The sequence below is a fragment of the Acetobacter conturbans genome (genome assembly GCF_011516755.1).
Lineage (GTDB): Bacteria > Pseudomonadota > Alphaproteobacteria > Acetobacterales > Acetobacteraceae > Acetobacter > Acetobacter conturbans.
Map to the genome: position 1 here is coordinate 386,646 of NZ_WOSY01000001.1, position 18,776 is coordinate 405,421.

15 protein-coding genes are annotated in these 18,776 nt (G+C 61.9%); 6 read left to right on the forward strand and 9 right to left on the reverse strand.

Annotation, left to right across the window (positions count from 1 at the left end; translation table 11 throughout):
* Positions 1-15: 15 nt before the first annotated feature.
* Positions 16-1,878 (reverse strand): ABCB family ABC transporter ATP-binding protein/permease, encoded by a 1,863-nt coding sequence (locus GOB81_RS01635; RefSeq protein ID WP_194299737.1) that lies wholly within the window; start codon positions 1,876-1,878, stop codon positions 16-18.
* 212 nt (positions 1,879-2,090) lie between these two features.
* Here GOB81_RS01635 and GOB81_RS01640 point away from each other — a divergent pair, with 212 nt between their 5' ends.
* Both GOB81_RS01640 and GOB81_RS01645 read left to right on the forward strand, forming a co-directional pair.
* On the forward strand, positions 2,091-2,930 hold the full coding sequence (locus GOB81_RS01640; RefSeq protein WP_242009969.1) for an NUDIX hydrolase: 840 nt from the start codon (positions 2,091-2,093) through the stop codon (positions 2,928-2,930).
* 20 nt (positions 2,931-2,950) lie between these two features.
* Entirely contained in the window at positions 2,951-3,364 is a 414-nt protein-coding gene (locus GOB81_RS01645) for a DUF3574 domain-containing protein (RefSeq protein WP_338421286.1), read from the forward strand.
* A 307-nt stretch (positions 3,365-3,671) separates the two neighbouring features.
* Here the strand turns inward: GOB81_RS01645 and GOB81_RS01650 are convergent, their stop codons facing one another.
* The 5 genes from GOB81_RS01650 to GOB81_RS01670 form a co-directional block, all read right to left on the reverse strand.
* Complete coding sequence (locus GOB81_RS01650; protein WP_173568616.1) at positions 3,672-5,222, reverse strand: hypothetical protein; 1,551 nt, start codon at positions 5,220-5,222, stop codon at positions 3,672-3,674.
* A gap of 23 nt (positions 5,223-5,245) precedes the next feature.
* On the reverse strand, positions 5,246-6,409 hold the full coding sequence (gene ispF, locus GOB81_RS01655; protein WP_173568724.1) for a 2-C-methyl-D-erythritol 2,4-cyclodiphosphate synthase: 1,164 nt from the start codon (positions 6,407-6,409) through the stop codon (positions 5,246-5,248).
* Between the two features lie 104 nt (positions 6,410-6,513).
* On the reverse strand, positions 6,514-8,445 hold the full coding sequence (locus tag GOB81_RS01660; protein ID WP_173568617.1) for a bifunctional 2',3'-cyclic-nucleotide 2'-phosphodiesterase/3'-nucleotidase: 1,932 nt from the start codon (positions 8,443-8,445) through the stop codon (positions 6,514-6,516).
* A gap of 66 nt (positions 8,446-8,511) precedes the next feature.
* Positions 8,512-9,915: a glutamate--cysteine ligase gene (locus GOB81_RS01665; protein ID WP_173568618.1), complete on the reverse strand. Its 1,404-nt coding sequence runs from the start codon at positions 9,913-9,915 to the stop codon at positions 8,512-8,514.
* Between the two features lie 84 nt (positions 9,916-9,999).
* Entirely contained in the window at positions 10,000-10,764 is a 765-nt protein-coding gene (locus GOB81_RS01670) for a 16S rRNA (uracil(1498)-N(3))-methyltransferase (RefSeq protein WP_173568619.1), read from the reverse strand.
* Between the two features lie 137 nt (positions 10,765-10,901).
* Here GOB81_RS01670 and ubiA point away from each other — a divergent pair, with 137 nt between their 5' ends.
* From ubiA to GOB81_RS01685, 3 genes are all read left to right on the forward strand, one after another.
* On the forward strand, positions 10,902-11,828 hold the full coding sequence (ubiA, locus tag GOB81_RS01675; RefSeq protein WP_408736888.1) for a 4-hydroxybenzoate octaprenyltransferase: 927 nt from the start codon (positions 10,902-10,904) through the stop codon (positions 11,826-11,828).
* 489 nt (positions 11,829-12,317) lie between these two features.
* On the forward strand, positions 12,318-12,623 hold the full coding sequence (locus tag GOB81_RS01680; protein WP_173568335.1) for a hypothetical protein: 306 nt from the start codon (positions 12,318-12,320) through the stop codon (positions 12,621-12,623).
* A 253-nt stretch (positions 12,624-12,876) separates the two neighbouring features.
* On the forward strand, positions 12,877-14,079 hold the full coding sequence (locus tag GOB81_RS01685; protein ID WP_173568620.1) for a DEAD/DEAH box helicase: 1,203 nt from the start codon (positions 12,877-12,879) through the stop codon (positions 14,077-14,079).
* A gap of 9 nt (positions 14,080-14,088) precedes the next feature.
* Here the strand turns inward: GOB81_RS01685 and bioD are convergent, their stop codons facing one another.
* Genes bioD through GOB81_RS01700 form a run of 3 tightly spaced genes read right to left on the reverse strand, consistent with a single transcriptional unit; the run spans position 14,089 to position 17,373 of the window.
* Positions 14,089-15,561 (reverse strand): dethiobiotin synthase, encoded by a 1,473-nt coding sequence (bioD, locus tag GOB81_RS01690; RefSeq protein ID WP_173568621.1) that lies wholly within the window; start codon positions 15,559-15,561, stop codon positions 14,089-14,091.
* On the reverse strand, positions 15,554-16,183 hold the full coding sequence (locus tag GOB81_RS01695; protein WP_173568622.1) for an alpha/beta fold hydrolase: 630 nt from the start codon (positions 16,181-16,183) through the stop codon (positions 15,554-15,556). The genes bioD and GOB81_RS01695 overlap by 8 nt, the downstream gene beginning before the upstream one ends.
* A complete protein-coding gene (locus GOB81_RS01700; protein WP_173568726.1) occupies positions 16,183-17,373 on the reverse strand; it encodes an aminotransferase class I/II-fold pyridoxal phosphate-dependent enzyme in 1,191 nt (396 codons plus the stop codon). Before GOB81_RS01700 ends, GOB81_RS01695 begins: the two co-directional genes overlap by 1 nt.
* Positions 17,374-17,492: 119 nt before the next feature.
* On the opposite strand from GOB81_RS01700, the gene GOB81_RS01705 reads away from it, so the two are divergent.
* Complete coding sequence (locus tag GOB81_RS01705; protein WP_173568623.1) at positions 17,493-18,767, forward strand: adenosylmethionine--8-amino-7-oxononanoate transaminase; 1,275 nt, start codon at positions 17,493-17,495, stop codon at positions 18,765-18,767.
* Positions 18,768-18,776: the final 9 nt, after the last annotated feature.

Genomic DNA, 18,776 nt, shown 5'->3' on the forward strand with positions numbered 1-18,776 from the left:
ACGGCGCCGGATATCTCAGACATCCTGCAAAGAGCCATGCGCCCTGGAAACGGACTCGGCCTCCAGAACCGGTTCGGACGGCGCGGAATCCTGCGCTGCCCACATCGCGGCATACAGGCCGTTACGGGCGATCAGATCAGCGTGGCATCCGCGCTCCTGAACCAGACCATTGCCCAGCACCAGTATTTCGTCTGCCTCGACAATGGTTGAAAGACGGTGGGCGATCACGACTGTGGTACGTTCAGCCGACACGGCCCGCAGGGCGGACTGGATTTCGCGCTCCGTATGCGTATCGAGGGCGCTGGTCGCCTCATCGAGAATCAGCAGGCGCGGATCTTTCAGGATCGTCCGGGCGATGGCCACACGCTGTTTCTCGCCACCTGAAAGCTTCAGCCCCCGTTCGCCGACGCGGGTGTTGTAACCCTCCGGCAGCGACAGGATGAAGTCATGGATGCGGGCGAGCCTTGCGGCCTGCTCGATGTCCGCCGGAGACGCCCCCAGACGCCCGTAGGCGATGTTGTAGCCGATCGTGTCGTTGAACAGCACCGTGTCCTGCGGCACCACGCCTATGGCGGCGCGCAGGTCAGACTGACGGTAATCCCGGACATCATGCCCGTCGATCATCACCTGACCGGAAGACGTATCGTAAAAACGAAACAGCAGGCGGCTGATGGTGGATTTCCCTGCCCCGGTCGGTCCGACAATGGCGACCATTCCCCCCGGCGACACCGAGAAACTGACACCGTGCAAAATCTCTCGGTCCTTGCGGTAGCCGAAATGAACGTCGCGAAACTCCACACTCACCGGAGGAGCGTCTTTCAGGTGTGCGGCGATGGGCAGTGGATTCGCGGGGTCGGCGACCTCCACGTTTTCATCCAGCAGCCCGAGCATATGCTCCAGATCGACCAGCGAATTGCGGATCGACGAATAGATCGAGCCGAGGAAGTTCAGCGGCGCGTAAAGCTGGAGCAGGTAGGTGTTGATCAGCACGAACTGCCCGACGGTCAGATGCCCCGCCGCCACGTCGTGTCCCGCGAGCAGCATGACCAGCGTGAGAGCCAGACCGATGATGGCGGCCTGCCCGAAATTCAGCGCACTCAGGGAATATTGCGTGTGGATGGCAGCGCGGGCGTAGCGTGTCTGGGCATCGCCATAGCGCGTTGCCTCGTGGGCCTCATTGCCGAAATACTTGACCGTCTCGTAGTTCAGCAGGCTGTCGAGTGCCTTGCCCGAAGCTTCGCTGTTGATGTCGTTCATCGTGCGGCGAATACCGATTCGCCATGAGGTGAACGCGAACGTGAACAGGACATATCCGACGACCGCGCCGAAGATCAGGGCGGCATAACGCCAGTCGAACACTCGCCAGATCAGGCCGATGACGAGAACGGCTTCCAGCAGTGTCGGCAGGATGACCAGCCCCATGCGCAGCAGGGTTTCCACGCCCTCGGTGCCGCGCTCGATCGCACGCGTGACGCCACCGGAGCGCCGGTCGAGGTGAAAGCGCAGCGAGAGGTCGTGCATATGCTCGAAGCTGGTCAGGGCCGCGTCACGGGCGACGCGGTAGCGCACGGGGGCGAACACAGCATCACGCAGTTCGTTGAACGCGGCAGCGACAAGCCGCACAAGGCCATAGCCGATGATGAGCATGACCGGCATGGCCGCGATGCCAAGCGGATGCGAAAGATCGTCAATGACGCGGCTGTAGACCCACGGCACCGCTACCGTGGCCAGCTTTGCGGCCACGAGCAGCAATGCCACACCCGTGACACGCAGACGCAGTTTCGGATCGTTGCGGGGCCAGAGATAGGGCAGCAGACGGGAGAGGGTCACTCCGGCGGGTTTGGCCGGGCGCGAATTGGTTTGGGAAGGCGGACTCATCGTATCGGATGTGGCACGTTATCGCCGTTTTGCAACCCTGCGAGCGCATGAATGCGGTTTGGCGCAGGACATTGTCAGCCCTCGCCGCGCCCCGTAGGAGGGAAAGGACCGGACCATTTTCCCGGCTCCAGCCTTTCGGCACCTTTCGGATGAGCGCCATGCACCCAAGTTCCCCACAACCGTTTCCGCGGACTGCTCCGGGAGAGTCCGCCATGAACGGCTTCATGCGCCATATCGAAGCCTGCAACACGGCGATCCTGCCCGGAGACCGACGCGTATTCCGCATCGAGGGTGAGGTGGTCGGCTATGTCGATCCGCGAATCGCTCCCTCTCTTGAGGCGATGGGCCTCGCGGATGCCGATGGTTTCTCACTGAACGCGCCCGAGCGACTGGAAGCCATCGGCGAGGAACTGGCGAGGCAGGGGCTTTATCGCACGCACAACGAGCTTTTCGACGTATGGGGCGCAGACGGTGAGCCACCGCTGGGACGCATCGATCGGGGCGCCCTGCCGCTGTTCGGCTTCATTGGTGTTGGCGTCCATCTCAACGGGCTTGTGCGCAGGGAAGACGGACTGCATCTCTGGATCGGTCGACGGGCGCGCGACAAACGGCTCGACCCCGGCAAGCTGGATCATCTCGTGGCGGGGGGTGTTCCCGCCGGTCTTACGCCCGATGTCGCCATTCTCAAGGAAGCGGAAGAAGAAGCGAGCCTTCCGGCGGACGTGGTGCGTCGGGGCGCGAAAAAGGTCGGGGTGCTTCACTATGCGCTGGAACGCGCTGAAGGGCTGCGCCGGGATCGGCTGATTTGTTACGACCTGCTGCTGCCGGACAGTTTCCAGCCTGTTCCGGCCGACGGCGAAGTGGAGGAATTCCTGCTTCTCCCCATCGCCGAGATTTTTCGGCTGGTTCGGGACACGGATGAATTCAAGTTCAACGTCAATCTGGTGTTGATCGATCTCTTCCTGCGGGAGGGTTTGATTGATGAACGGTCCGAGGCTGGTGAGGCTCTGCGACAGGGACTTCAGGGTGACAGTGCAGTCACTTCAGCGTGAAACGAGGAGCGGCCTTTGCTGTGGCGGGTCTGCTGGAACTGGTTTTATCCGGATGTCAGACCGTCCCGCCGTCTCCTGCCCTGCCTGCATCATGCGCAGCGCTCGCTGCAAAGGCCTCCGTGCAGATCACGCTGATGTTTGGTCTGACCACGCCGGAACATCAGGCGATCAGGGAGCAGGACTGGCAGGATTTCCTGCAACGGGACGTCAGTTCGCGCTTCCCGATGGGCCTGACGGTGTTGTCAGGAGAAGGGAAATGGCGACCGGATGAGGCTTCTCCGACTGAGAGTGAACCCTCCCGTCTGGTATGGATCGTTACCGCCGACACACCGGATCTTCCGGTGCGTATTGGGGCCATTCGCCGGGCGTATCGGACACGGTTTCACCAGCAATCCGTCGGAGTGAGTCTGACCCGCGCCTGCTCGGCATTCTGATCGGGAGGGCTTCACCTGCGTTGGGGCTGACACACGAGAAGAGTAGAGCCAAGGTTCCATCCTTATCCCCGCAAAGGGTCGCACACCTTTGGAAGTTGACTTATTGCGCAAGAGACGGGGGCAAAAAGGCCGGAGGTCACTTCCGGGGCCGGGCAGAGACTGGGCTTTCTGTCTGACGGTGCAATCTTTGTTCAGGTCGCTATGACACGGTCCCGCAAAACCGGACGGCCTCACCGTTCGTATCGAACCGTCGAAACCACGCATGTCCTGTCTGAAATGGGCCGCATAAAGAGCTGAAAGCAGCCCCTCACAACCCGCTGTAGCGAAGGACCACGAACCGTCCCACCTGTCGACGCACGGAGGGTGGCCCGAAAGTGCGCAGGACGGCAGCCTCGTCATAGGTCTCGGTGGGCGTTGGAACCAGAACGAAGAAGGGTCGCCCCTTCAGGATGTCGAACGTCATGTGCTCATGAATATGCTGGAACGGGCCTATGTGGCCGCTGCCATCCGTAATGGCAGGGAGCACCGTAATCCTGCCGCCTGATCCCATTTCATAAATGAGGGAAGCCCACCACGATCCGATCCCCAGCGATGGCTCTTCCCTCAGGAGATCCTCAAGAAGCGGTCCGTCATCTGCATGCAGAAACCCCGGTACAGGCCGGGCAATCATCTGGGCATCAGCTCTCACCGTCAGCACCAGCGTCACGGCTGCCAACGCAAGAACCAATTTGCGTCCGGCACATGTCAGGGCCAGCACCATGCTCAAGGCAGCCCAGCCCGGAAAGAGATAACGCACCGTGGCGATGGAAAACCCTTCGCTGGAGACACGGTCGCTCAGAAGTAGACTTGCAACGTCACAGAATGCAGCAAGCAGCAGCAATTCGACGAACGGGTCCTTTCCATGCGCCACAGTGCTGGGTTTTCCTCCCTGTGGTCCTTTGCACAATCCCCTCAGGCAGAGCCCGAAGAGGCCAAGACGCAGGCAAGAGAGGAGCCCGTCTCTCATGGAGTGCCCGAACGGGTCCCCTCCGCAGGTGAGGAGAATGTCATGCAGGACGGTCGAAATCGTCCCGCCAAGATCCTGCCATGCCACGAACTGCATACTGATCGGTTCGACAAGAAACCCACCCGTCGCCTGATTGAGCGACAGCAGCACCGGAGCCAGAGCCGCGACGCACAGCGTAACGGTGGCCAGAATCGAGGCGCGTTGCCATTCGCCCTGCCCTTGTCCCAGCCGGTAACCGCAGAAAAGTAGGATCGGCAGGGTGCCCGTCACCTGCAGGAGAGGATCTCCCAGGATACCGAGCCCCAGCAGAAGGCCGCCTGCCGCAAGATATCCTCGCCGCCCCGTCTGCAGATACCGGGCGGCATGATGCAGTGCCCATACGCCATAGATGACGGTGGCGAGATGAATGGCGGACAGCGTGACGAAAGAGGCTGTCGGGGTGGGGAGAAGAGGAATGGCGAACAGGACAAGAATGAGCAGCGTGGCGCCCCAGCGCTGCCCCGCTGAGATGAACCTCATTCTTACGAGTGCCAGCAGGGACGCCACCAGAGTCGTCCAGATGATGGCGGGCTGAAGCATCAGCAGGCGGGGGCTGATGGGGGAGTGTCCGAATGCACTCCAGGCCGCAGACAATATGCCAGCAAGTGGAATTTCGGAGGTCCAGACGTTGGGCGCGGTCAGAGCCCATCCATGCAGGCGCCAGTTGCCGTGGATGAAGGCGTTGCCCGCGAGAAAATAACCGACCTGATCGGACGTGTGCGGCCAGTACCAGTTCACGTGCTCGCATAGCGCGCAGAAGACACAGGCCACCACGCACCACAACACGGCGGGCCTGAGAGCGAAACGCCTCACGGCTTCTTCAGGTCCATCGTCTCTTAGGGGACCAGAACGGTGGCCGTCGCCGTGCACGCGATGCCTTCCTCACGACCCGTGAAACCGAGGCGTTCGGAGGTCGTGGCCTTGACCGAGATGCGGTTGACATCGACCTGAAGCAGGGAAGCGAGACGCTCGCGCATGGCCTGTGCATGCGGACCGATCTTCGGGCGCTCACAGATCAGGGTGAGATCGGCGTTGACCAGCATCCCGCCCTTTTTCCGGATCAGTTCGCCCGCATGAATGAGGAAGCGGGCGCTGTCCGCGTCCTTCCATTCGTTCTGGCTGGGCGGGAAGTGCCGGCCGATGTCACCCTCTGCGAGAGCCCCATAGATGGCGTCGCACAACGCATGGATGCCGACATCGGCATCGGAGTGACCGGCGAGGCCCCGCTCGTGCGGAACCGTGATGCCGCACATGATGAGGGGACGGCCTTCCGCGAAGGCATGGACATCGTAGCCGAAGCCGGTGCGGGGAAGCAGGGTGGGGCCAATCAGGCGTTCGAGGCGCACCAGATCCTCCTCGTAGGTCAGCTTGATGTTATCTTCGGAACCAGTTGTCAGGGCGACACTGAAACCGGCGGATTCGAGCAGGAGGGCGTCATCGGTGGCCGTGGAATCGCCGGATGTCCGCGCGGCCCGGTGAAGATCGAGCAGAATGCTGAACCGGAAACCCTGCGGAGTCTGGGCACGGAACAGGTCCTTGCGTGGTACAGTCTCCGTGATGACACCGCCCTCGCCCCTCTTGAGCGTATCGGCGACAGGCACTGCGGGAATCGCACCCGGATGATCCTTTAGCGCCGTGAGAACGCCTTCAATCAGGGCGGCAGACACATAGGGCCGGGCACCATCATGCACCAGCACGACATCGGGACGATCCGCTTCAGGCAGGGCGGCAAGCGCCTCCAGCCCGGCGAGAACGCTGTCCTGACGTTCCTTGCCTCCGGCCACAGGCTGCAGGGTCGGGAGCCCCTCCAGCGCTTCGGTCAGCGACGCAGTGTCACCAACCGGCTGAATGAGCGCGACATGAGGCGCCAGCGCCTCAGCGGCGTGGCGAATGACGGGACGACCGGCCAGCGTGATGAACTGCTTGGCGGTGGTGGAGCCGGTGGCGGCGGCATAACGGCTGCCGGACCCGGCCGCGAGGAGAATGGCTGCGACACGCATGATGGCGCAGGAATGGGCGGAGGCGCGGCGCACGTCAAGCCGGTTCAGCCAGCGGGAAGAAGGGAGTCCTGCTGCCGGGGCCGTTCAGTGGCCCGGGCAAGCTCTCAATGAGAGGTCTGCCCCAGACCCACGGCATAACGGAAACCACCCCCATCAGCAGGGCCGAGCCGTGTCAGTTCCGGCCGGTGAGCCGCCATTTCCACGGCGGTCTCAGGCAGGTCGATGCAGACCGTTGCCGTTCCCATGCAAGGAGCGAACCTCCAGCCGGGCGCAGCATCGGGCGTGATGCCGCCCTGCCCCCGCACGTAGTCGACGAGGATATCGCGATTGCGTTTCGGGGCGGTCAGCAGGACATGCCCTGCCCCGGTTCCCGGAAAATGGCCGCCACCTGAAGCGCGGTAATTGTTGGTCACCACGGCAAAAACCTGTTCGTCATCGACAGGCTGGCCATCCAGATGAAGATTGCTGATCCGATGAGCGGACGAGTCGATGAGAGTGCCGCAGTCCGCATATCGCCGTGGCCGGGTGATATCGACGTCATAGGTCAGCAATCCGGAAACGGTATCCCCCATCACGACGTCGAATGTGTAGACGGGAGAGGCCGGATCAAGCAGCTTTTGTGGCTCGGCACACTCCGGCACGATGCGATTGAAAATCGTGACGGCGCGTTCCAGCCATTCACGCAGTTCCGCTCCGCTACAGCGCACGATGCTGAGAATATTGGCGAAGGGATAGATGCTCGCCAGATCCCGCATGGTCAGCGGCCCTGCCGGAATGTTGACGAACATATCCGACGCCGCGCAACCCACGTGAAACGGCGATGCGGCGGACAGAAGCGGCAGGTGTGCCCATTCGGTGTGGGCCAGCAGCTTGTGGGCGTAGGCCAGTTGCGCCGCATTGACGAGAGACAGGCAGGGGTCCGGGCCGAGGAAGGTGAACCAGTTGCTGAGCGAGGCTGTCGTTTCGCCGACAGGCTCGTTCATCCACGCGATCGTCGCTTCATGCTCGGGCTGAACGGCTGCCGCCACGGCCTCGTCATCGGACACAAGCGGTTCAACCTTTCCCCCCTCGCGTCGGCAGACAGGTCGGACCTCCGTGTGAAAACGCTCACATGACCATCCCTCGGCCCCCTGACGGAGCGTCAGGTCGATGACGCCAAGATGACTGCCCCAGAAGCCGGGCATGACAGCGGGCTTGCCGTGCAGCGTACCCGCCTTGCAATCGACGCCGGGCAGGTCCGCATGCCCCGGTCCGGGAAAGACATGATGGGTGTGCCCAAGCAGCAGTGCGTCGATTTCCGGGAGTTCCGCGAGATAGAGGGCGGCATTCTCATCGCCCCCCTGACGTGGCACCGCCGAGATGCCGCAGTGACACAGGGCGATCAGCACATCGCAGCGCTTGCGAAGAGTGGGCAGAATTTCGCGGGCGGCATCCACCATGTCGGTGACGACCAGCCGGTCGGCAACATGCACCGCATCCCACACCATGACCTGCGGTGGCAGGAAGCCGACGACGCCGATCCGCAGCGTATGCGGATGTCCCCGGTCATCAAGCATCTCCCGCTCCATCACAACTGACTCGGGCAGCAGTGAAGAACCGTCCTTCAGCTTCAGGTTGCTGCACAACACGGGAAAATCGGCGTCTTTCAGGATGTCGCCGAGAAAAGACAGCCCGTAATTGAATTCATGGTTTCCAAGAGTGGTCGCGTCATAGCGGAGCAAATTCATGGCGCGGATCATGGGGTGTGCCGCGCCATCGGATGTGACGGCCTCCTGCCGGGCTGCCATGAAATCGCCCATGGGCGACCCCTGACAGGCGTCGCCGTTATCGAACAGCAGGCAGTTGGGAACTTCCGCACGGGCACGACGAATCAGCGATGCAACCCGGCTCAGGCCAAGGGATGGATCTTCCTGCGCACGATAATAATCCCACCCGCGCAGGAACATATGCAGGTCGGACGTCTCCAGCAGACGGAGAGACACGCACGCGCCTGCCTCCCTCGTCTTCTGCTCGCTGTCTGTTTCGGGCCGTTCCATCAATGCGCCCTTAACGGGTGCCCTTCAGGCGATGCAGGCACACCTCCCGGCTGCTTTTCGGGGGAATCAGACCTCGGCCTCCAGCATGATGCGGGTCACATCCCCAGCCCAGGGGCCGTTATAACGTTCCAGCCAGCGTTCAGCCTGCGTCGGCGCGCCACCCGCCAGAGCCTGCAACGGCGCAAGCAGGGCGGATTCATCCACACCGGCATCATTGCGAAAGCCACGAGCCCGCAACCCCTGCGTAGCGATCTCCACCATGCGGGCCGCGACATCGCGCACCGTGCCGGCTCCGAACGGCGTGTTCAGGGCGCGGGCCGGAACGTCGCCACGCAGCGTGCGATATTCGTCCCAGCTATAGTCGCGGATGAGACTGTCCGCAGCGGCAAGGGCGGCATCATCGTACAGCAGCCCCACCCAGAGAGCCGACTGGGCCAGCATCATGTCCGCCGAACCGGCATCCGCACCACGCATTTCAAGGAACGTCTTGAGACGCACATCGGGAAACAGCGTGGTGAGATGGTCTTCGAAATCGCCGATGGTGGGGGTCAGTCCCTCCAGCCCGTCCTGCCGGTCGCCCGCGAGCCACCCCCGGAAGGAGCGGCCAGCCACGTCGATCAGCCTGCCGTCACGGACGACGAAATACATCGGCACATCGAGCGCCCATTCGACGTATTTTTCGAACCCGAAATCCTCATCGAAACAGACGGGCGGCATGCCGGAACGGGCATTGTCGGTGTCGGTCCAGATGCGGGCACGGTTGGAGAGCCAGCCGTTGGGCTTGCCTTCATAGAAGGGCGAATTGGCGAACAGCGCCGTGGCCACCGGCTGAAGCGCGAGGGAGACGCGCATCTTGCGGACCATGTCGACTTCCGAGGCGAAGTCGAGATTGACCTGCACGGTGCAGGTCCGCTGCATCATGTCGAGACCCAGCGTGCCGACTTTCGGCATGTAGGCCCGCATGATGGCGTAGCGGCTCTTCGGCATCCATGGCTGGGAAGCCCGGGTGGCGAACGGGTGGAAACCGAGGGGCGAGAACCCCAGCCCGAGCGGGCGGGCGGCTTTTCGGGTCGCCACGAAATGGCGGTCCAGCTCATCCTTCGTCTCGTGCAGGCTGGCCAGCGGCGTGCCGGAAAGCTCGAACTGGCCAGCGGGTTCGAGAGAGATCGCTGCGCCCTTGTCGAGATCCGTTCCCTTCAGGCCGATGACCGCCGGACCATCCATGATCGGCTGCCAGCTTCCCTGCTCTTCCATGCCTTTCAACAGCGCAGCGATGCCCTCATGCTCATAGTCAGGCGATGAGAAGGCGGGACGATCAGCATTCGCGGCTTCCGGGCGGACAAAGCCGAACTTTTCGTGCTCGGTGCCTATGCGCCAGCTATCACGCGGTTTGCAGCCAGACGCCAGCACCTCCACAAGCTCGCTGGTGGACGTAATGGGGCGGGCGTCCTGCTCGGCTGGATTGGACATCGGGCTTCAGGTTTCCACTCAGGGAGGCCGCGCAGCGACGGGACGCGGGCAGACGAAGCAGCCCGCGCACCATATCTGTCTGCCTCAAACGTTTCGAAGCTGGGAATCGAACAGGGTAAGCCCGGCGGCGACGGCTGTCTCGGCGCGCAGAACCCTGTTTCCCAGAGTTATGGAGGTAACAAACGGACGAGCACGGGTGACGTCAAGCTCTCCGTCGCTGAAACCACCTTCAGGTCCGATCATAAGGCCGTCTCCGGCCTGTGCTCCGGCAAAGGGCGAAAGCGGGAAGGACTCGCTCGCCCCGTGGCTTTCGGCGCGCTCCGCGAGTCGCTCCACAGCAACAAAAAGACGTTTTTCCGCAGGCCATGCACCGAGAAAGTCAGCAAACCGAATGGGCGTCGCGATTTCGGGAACGATCAGACGCTCGCACTGTTCCGCCGCCTCAGTGGCAATCGATTCGAGCCTTGCCTCGTTGACGCGCTGCCCCACGGTCCGTTCGGTGAGCAATGGCACAAAGCGGGTAACGCCAAGCTCCGTTCCCATCCTGACGACTAGATCGGTCGCATCGCGCTTGAGGAGAGCGAATGCCAGCACGCAGCCCGGCTCCGGAGCGGGTGTCCGCAACTGTTCGAGGCAGCTGAAACTCCCCTTGTCCTTTTTTATGGAAGCTATGCGGGCCAGCCACTCTCCGTCGCGCCCGTTGAACAGACGCACCTCGTCTCCTTCGCCGCGCCGCAGCACCGTCCCCAGATAGCGAGCCTGATCGGGGGCCATCGGCAGGGTCATGCTGCCTGCCAGCGGCTGATCGGGCTGGAGATAAAGGCGCGGCAGGGTGTGAGGGGCTGGCATGGCCGGGGCTTTCAGAACAGCGGAATGATCCGGAACGGGCGAGCGCCGGGCATTGACCCGAACCGGTCCGCACCGCATCAATCGGCGCGGTTTCGGCGGGATCAGCCCGCTGGTCAAGTCTAGCAAGAGAGATTGCAGTGTCAGGCACCGTCACTCCGCATACGGACATTCGCAGCACCGGCTGGATTTCCCGCCTTCCTTCTTCCCTGCGTCCTTATGCATTGCTGGCGCGCCTCGACCGGCCGATCGGCACATGGCTGCTGTTCCTGCCCGGCGCATGGGGCATCTTGCTGCCCGGTGCCGATGGCCATATCCCACCGATGGAGCGTGTCCGTCTGCTGGTGCTGTTCGCCATCGGCAGTCTGGTGATGCGTTCGGCGGGCTGCGTCGTGAACGATATGTGGGATCGCGACATCGACCGCCAGGTCGCCCGGACGGCGGATCGCCCGCTCGCGGCCGGCACGCTGCGCATGCGACATGCTGTAGCATTCCTGTTTCTTCTGTTGATGATCGGGCTGGTCATTCTTCTTCAGCTCAATCCGCTCACCCGCCTGCTTGGCGCGTCCTCACTCATTCTGGTGGCGCTTTATCCGCTCGCCAAACGATTCACGTGGTGGCCGCAACTGGTGATGGGTTTCACCTTCGGGTTTGGCGCGCCCATGGGATATGCGGCTGTGACCGACCGCTGCGACGGCACGCAGATCTTTCTCTATGCCGCGACCATTGTCTGGCAACTCGGCTTCGACACCATTTACGGCTTTCAGGACATGGATGACGACGCCCGGATCGGCGTGAAATCCACATCCCGTCTCTGGCAGGGGCAAGCCCGCGCCTTCATCGGAGCCTGTTACGCAATGGCGGCTGCACTCCTCCTCACGGCTGGCGTTTTTGCTCACACGGGCATTGGTTTCTATGTCGTGGCTGCTGCCTGCATTGTCTGGCTGCTGCGGCAGGCCGCCATGGTGAACCCTCAGGACCCCCGTCTTTGTCTCGCCCAGTTTCGTGCCAACAGAGACATTGGAATCGGAGTCGCAGTGGCCTGTCTGGCCGGTCTCATTTTTTGAAATGCGATAATGCAAGGGTCGGGAAGAAAAAACATGCCGGTCCCTCGCCCTGTAACGGTTCACAACGTATTCCAACGGAAACCCCGAAGCCTCTTATTTTTATTGATTTTTATTGCAATCGTTACACCGCAGTGAGCCCATTAGGTAATCGGACCGAATAAGTCTTATATTTCAGTCCATTACAGTAGCATCGCGCTTTTCAGAACTAGTCATCCCAGTAGACGATGCTCCCGTTTTTGATGGCTGTGTATCATTTTTGATTTATTTTATCATAAATAAAAACATATTATTCGACACAACAAATCTCTAATAGAACAATAAAATCTGAAACAAACGATTTTAAATATAAATACAAAATATAAAAATAGAGCACTTATTATCGCAACACACACCTTATCGTTAATACAACGTCAAATCTCGCCTTCGTTTTTCAGTTGGTATCGCAATAATGGAGACGTTCACCCGGCATCAAAAGAAAGAGAGTATTTAATGCCTCGCGCACTGACATGGTCTTCAGAGCAAGATGAAAAACTTTCGTTTCTCCTTAATAAAAAGAAGATGACACTAAGAAGCGCTGCAAAACTATTGGGTGTAAGCAGAAGTTTCATTCACAGACGATCACAGAAAATGCAAAGAGACGTGCATTTCCGCACCTGCAGCACCATGCGTGAAGAAGCTGGCTTTGAACCGCTGGCTGCTGGTCACCCGATCAGCTGGAAAGCCATCCAGATCCGACGCCCGTCACGCATGTATTCCTCCAACACGGACATCCTTGAATTTGCCGATGCCGCCTGAAGTCTGGACAGCCAAACTCATCCGATAGATCAGACTGTCAGGCCAGATCCTGAACAGACCCGTACGGGTGAACACCTGAAATATTTCACTATTCCGCAATATCGAGAAAACGGATGCCACACTACCGTGGCATCCGTGCCCATGTTTTGGCATATGTCTCGGAACATGCCCGACCACAGGTTCGGCGGGCCTCCGTCCGGCAGCAGCTCCCTAACGGGTCTATGTCGACCGAACTCCGTTGCGGAACTGTGTCATGCCTTCTTCCACGCCGCCTCTTTCTTCCGAACAGGAAGACACGAAAAACAGTACCTTCAAGATGCTAGGGCTTTCGCCTGCCCTGCTTACCGTCGTCAAAAACGCAGGCATGAAAGATCCGACCCCCATCCAGAACGCGGCCATTCCTCCGCTGCTGGCCGGGAGTGACGCTGAAATTCTGGCTCCCACCGGCACAGGGAAAACCGCCTGCTACCTGCTGCCGCTGCTCGCCCACCTTCAGAAAAGAAAAAAGCTGGTCGGACTCATCATCGTGCCGACGCGGGAACTGGCGCGGCAGGTCACTGCAATGGGTCAGACACTCGCCCCCTCACCATCTTTCTATCCTTTCGCCGTCTACGGCGGAGCAAAGGATGACAGCGCGGAAGACGACATCCCGCCCCCCGATGTCCGAGTGATCGTGGCCACGCCGGGGCGCCTTCTGGATCTGTTCCGCTCTGAATGGCTGGAGCCGACGTTGTGCCGCTTCGTAGTCCTTGATGAAGGCGACCGCCTCATGGCGGGGGAGTTCCGCGAGGAAATGCAGGATATTCTGGCCCTGCTGCCGAGAGACCGCCAGACCGTCCTCGTATCCGCCACCGGGTCAGCGGAAACCATGACGGCCGCCCAGGACTTCCTCTACAAACCGGTACGGATCGAACCGGAACGCAACATCCGGCCTTCCATCCGGCAGGCGATCCTGTTCGTCGACCGGCAGGACAAGCCCGCCGCCGCCGAGGCGCTTCTCCGCCGTCATAACGACCGCAGCACCATTGTCTTCGCAACCACCCGCGATGAAGTGGACCTCCTGACGCGCCATCTCCGCAAGCGCGGCCTTAAGGTGGTGGGGCTGCATGGTGGCCTGACCCAGCCCGCCAGAAACGCCTCGATCGAAGCCTTCACGAAGGGAACCGCGACCGCCCTCGTGGCGACCGATATCGCTGCCCGTGGCCTCGACATCGAACAGGTTGGGCAAGTGATCAACATCTCCCCGCCCGAGCAGCCGGACACCTATCTCCACCGGATCGGGCGCACGGGCCGGGCCGGGCGCATGGGCTGGGCTGCGACGCTGTGCGCTGCCGATGAACGCAAGACGATGCGGAAAATCGAAACCGCGCTGGGCCTCAAGCTTGCGGTGCTGCCAGTTCCGGACGTTACAGAGAATAAGACGGCGAAAAATCCAGCGGACCGTCGCCGCCGTTAAAACAGCTCATCAGTCGGCAGCGCCGCGATCCCATGAGGGGATCAGACGGCTAGCGGTGGCCACGCTGTCCGCACTGACTGTTTCGAAGAACGGGATTTCCGCCATAATCCTGACCTGCCCATGCTCTTCGATCGCAGCCCGATTGCCGGGGTTTGGCGGCCCGTTCAGAATCACACCGGCCACGCCGATGCCCCGCTCACGCAGTGCGGCGAGACTGAGCAGTGTGTGATTGACGGTCCCCAGCCCGCTGCGGGCAACCAGCACCACGGGCAACCCGAACCGTGCGATCAGATCAATCATCAGCAGATCGGCGGTCACCGGCACATCCAGTCCACCAGCCCCTTCGACAACGAGCGGCCGATCCGGCTGTTCCATCGGCAGGAGCAGTCGGGACACATCAACCTCCCGCCCCTCAGCGGCGGCGGCGGCCTGTGGCGACAGGGGGGCCAGAAACGTGTCGGCAGGCGGCAGGATTTGATCGGGGGCAGCGCCTGCAAGATGAGTGACTGCTGGCGTGTCACCCTCTTCTTCCGCCAGCCCGGTCTGAAGCGGCTTCCAGTACAACGCTTCCCATGCGCGTGTCAGGCAGGCGGAAGTGAAAGTCTTGCCGACACTGGTATCCGTTCCGGTCACGAAAACGCCCGCCCGTGGGGGAGCACGGAACAGGCCGAAGGCGATATCCCATGTCAATGCCCCCCCGCCCTCATCGAAATGACCGATGACACGCCGTAACATTGGAACGCTCAGCGGACGCCCACCCTCTGCTGGCGTGGTCGCCCCGATCCGGCGCAGCCCGCGCAGAAAAGTCAGACCGCCCTCGGTCTGCTCCAGCATGGTCTCGAATGCCCAGTGCGCCGAGGGTTCATGGAAAAGCTGAACACGGTCTCCCCGCGGCCACCCTTTCAGAAGAGCAGACCGATTGGGATAAGTGCGGATATTGGCGGTGACACCGTGCGCCTCATGCGCCTCCCGCCACTCGCGGAAACTGTCCTCGGCCAGTGTCGATGCCGCCAGCAGGCCGCCGCGAGCCAGCAAGGCTGCAAGAGCAGAGAGTGCGCGATCAGGCGGATCGATCCACTGGAGAGCGAGATTGCCGCAGATGAGATCAAACGCCTTCCCATTCAGTTCTGGACAGTCCTGCGGCGCGGCGGCGTCCATCCGGACGAACCGCACGCTATCACCACAACGGGCATGTGCCCGTCCCAGCATGTCCGGCGCGAGATCCGTGGCAATGATTTCGGCCTCCGGCCAGCGGGCATGCAGCAGTTCCGTGAAAGCCCCGGTTCCACAGCCGAACTCCAGAATGCGGGCCGGAACGTGCCCTTCCAGAGCGGCCGAGATGCGTTCGATCAGCCTTCGGCCCACAAGCCTCTGAACAGTCGCGGCGCTGTCGTAATCCTGCGCCGCATTGAAACGGGCCGCGATAACCGCCCTCTCACGGGCAGTCTGTTCGTGCCTGCTGCGGAAACCTGGATCAGACATCCGCCATCTCACTGATAAAACGCGCACACAGCGCGGGATTGCTTAACGGCAACAGATGACCGCCCTTCTCCGACCAGCGTATCCGACCGGATGGCATGGAAGCCGCCGTCATGTCAGGTGTGACGATGGCGTCATCGCGGCTCGCCAGAAACGCGTGGATACGGCCCTTTTCGACGCGACCATCGCCATCCCGCAGGAGCTGCAATCCCTGAGCCAGCCGTTCCACAGAGAGATCGTCTTCCGGTAACGGATCTTCAACGGGCACACCGCAATTCGCCCTGAACTGCCGGAGAACATCTTCCGCATTACGCTCCAGTCCGGCGAGCATCCGGTCAAGGACACGCGGCGCAACGCCTGCGGGGAAATCAGTGGCCCGACTGAAGCGTGTGAAACCGTTGATACCCAGAATCCGGCTTCCCATGGGGAGAGGTTTCTGCATGAGCAGCCACAGCAGGCCCAGCGAATGACCGACAGCCAGCAACGGCTCGTCCTCCGGGAGCGTGATTGCCGGAGGCCCGAAAAAACCAAGATCGAGTGCCAGTGTCTCATGAGGCAGTTCGTCCCGGACGGCATCCCACATCGCAGGCGAGAAAGCCCATCCATGCACAAGAACGATCCGCATCACTCCGCTCCGGTCACGCGCAGGATCGCCTCGGCCAGATGCTCCACCTCCGCGGCCGTATGCGCGGCGGACAGAGTCACGCGCAGCCGGCTTTCCCCTTTCGGAACGGTGGGGGGGCGAATGGCGACGGCGAGCATCCCTTCCGCTTCCATCCGGGCGGCGGCCTCCAGCGCCACAGCCGCTTCTCCCATCATGACCGGCACGATCTGAGTGGCTGAAGCACCGGGGTCGAGGCCAGCGGCTTTCAGACGGGCGCGGAGAGCCTCGCCATGCTGTGCGACCCGGACACGCTCATCATCCAGCGTCGGCAGCAGGTCCAGCGCAGCATCTGCTGCCCCCAGAACGGCAGGCGGAAGAGCCGTGGAATAAATGAAGCCGGAGGCCGTGTTGATCAGCCAGTCGCACAGGGCGCGCGAACCCGCGATATAGGCTCCCATGCCGCCGAGCGCCTTACTGAACGTACCCATGATGAGAGGTACATGCCCCTCGGCTTCGCTGGCCAGTCCCGCGCCGTGGGGACCGAGCACACCGGTGGCGTGTGCCTCGTCGAGACAGAGAAACGCTCCGAACCGGTCGGCCAGAGCCGCAAGGCCGGGCACGTCCGCACGGTCGCCATCCATGCTGAACACACTTTCGGTCAGGATCAGCTTCAGGCCCGGCTCATTTGCCCGCGCCAGCAACAGACTTTCCAGATGCGTCAGATCGTTATGACGGAAACGGATCTGCCGCACGCCAGCCGCCAGACAACCCTGATGCAGGCTGGCATGGTTCAGCCGGTCCGTGAACACGAGCGGCGGGGCGCCGGACTGCTCCACCGACAGCCGCGCCAGCGCCGGAACCAGCGAGGCATTGGCCTGCCAGCCGGAAGCGAAGAGCAGGGCCGCTTCCGTCCCTTTCAGTCGCGCCACCTTCGCCTCGACCTGTTCATGCAACGGACGTGTGCCGGTGACGAGGCGAGAGGCCCCGCTGCCCGCGCCGAAGCGTTCGGCCCATTCGGCGGCGCGGCTCCGCAACAGCGGATGCCCGGACAGGCCGAGATAATCGTTTGAGGAAAAATCGATGACGACGGAACCGTCAGGGCGCTGGAAACGCGCTGGACCCACGGAAATAAGAGGGCGCAGTACACGCCTGCGATCCTCTGTCTGAAGAGTGGCGAGGGCCTGCCGGAAAAGAGTGTCGAAGCGCGTCATGGGACGAGTGTGGTGCCGGACGGCGGGCATGGGGTCAATCATTCACATGCCGCTTCCGGTCCCCGCCCGATCAGGCGATACTTCCGGGAAAGACATCCGCCCGTTTCAAGGATCATCGCGTGCCCGAATCCGACCCGCTTAATCCAGACTGGTATCAAACCGGCCTGTCCCATATCTGGCTTCCCTATTCCCAGATGAAGACAGCGCCGAAGCCGCTTCTGGCCCGTTCGACGGCAGGCAGCCGCATCACGCTGCAGGATGGCCGATCCCTTGTGGATGGGGTGGCGGCATGGTGGACGGCCTGTCACGGCTACAATCATCCCCACATCCGGTCCTGCGCGGAAGATCAGCTGGCGCACATGCCCCACGTCATGTTCGGCGGCATGGTGCATGAACCGGCCCTGCGCCTGTCCAGCCGCCTTGCGGCCATGCTTCCGGGCGATCTGGACCACGTGTTTTACACGGATTCCGGCTCCGTCGCCGTCGAGGTGGCGATGAAGATGGCGATCCAGTATCGCCTCAACCGCGGAGAGTCGGAACGGACAAAACTGCTGGCGTTCCGGGGCGGCTATCATGGCGACACGCTGGCCACGATGGCGATCTGCGACCCGGAAGAGGGCATGCATCACCTCTTTGCGGGCGTGATGCCGACGCAATATGTGATCGATCTGCCGCAGGACACTGCGACAATTGCCGCGTTCGAGACGTTCCTCGACGCCCATGCCCATGAAATCACCGCCATCGTCGTCGAACCGCTTGTTCAGGGCGCGGGGGGCATGCTGTTCCACAGGCCGGAAGTTCTGCGTCGCCTGCGCGACGCCGCCGACCGGCGTGGAGTGCTGCTGATTCTGGACGAGATCTTCACCGGCTTTGGGCGGACGGGAACGATGTTCGCCTGCGAACAGGCCGGGATCGTGCCGGACATCATCACGCTGTCAAAGGCCCTGACCGGCGGCACCCTGGCGCTGGCCGCCACCGTGGCGCGGCGTCACGTCTATGAGGCGTTCCTGTCGGACAATCCGGAACATGCGCTGATGCACGGACCGACCTTCATGGCGAACCCTCTGGCCTGTGCCTGCGCCAACGCCTCGCTGGACCTGTTCGAGCAAGAGCCGCGGCTGGAGCAGGTCGCCGCCATTGAAAGCGCCCTGCACGAGCAACTGGAGCCCTGCCGCGCCTTGCCCGGCGTGAAGGATGTGCGCGTCATGGGCGCGATCGGCGTGGTGGAAATGGACAGGATCGCCGACCCGGCGGCTCTGCGGACACGCTTCATTGCGGAAAATGTTTGGATCAGGCCATTCCGCAATATCGTTTATCTGACACCGGCCTTTACCATTCAACCGGAGGAGCTTCAGACGCTTACGAGAGCCATTTACCGGGTAATCAAAGGATAACTCTGCTCA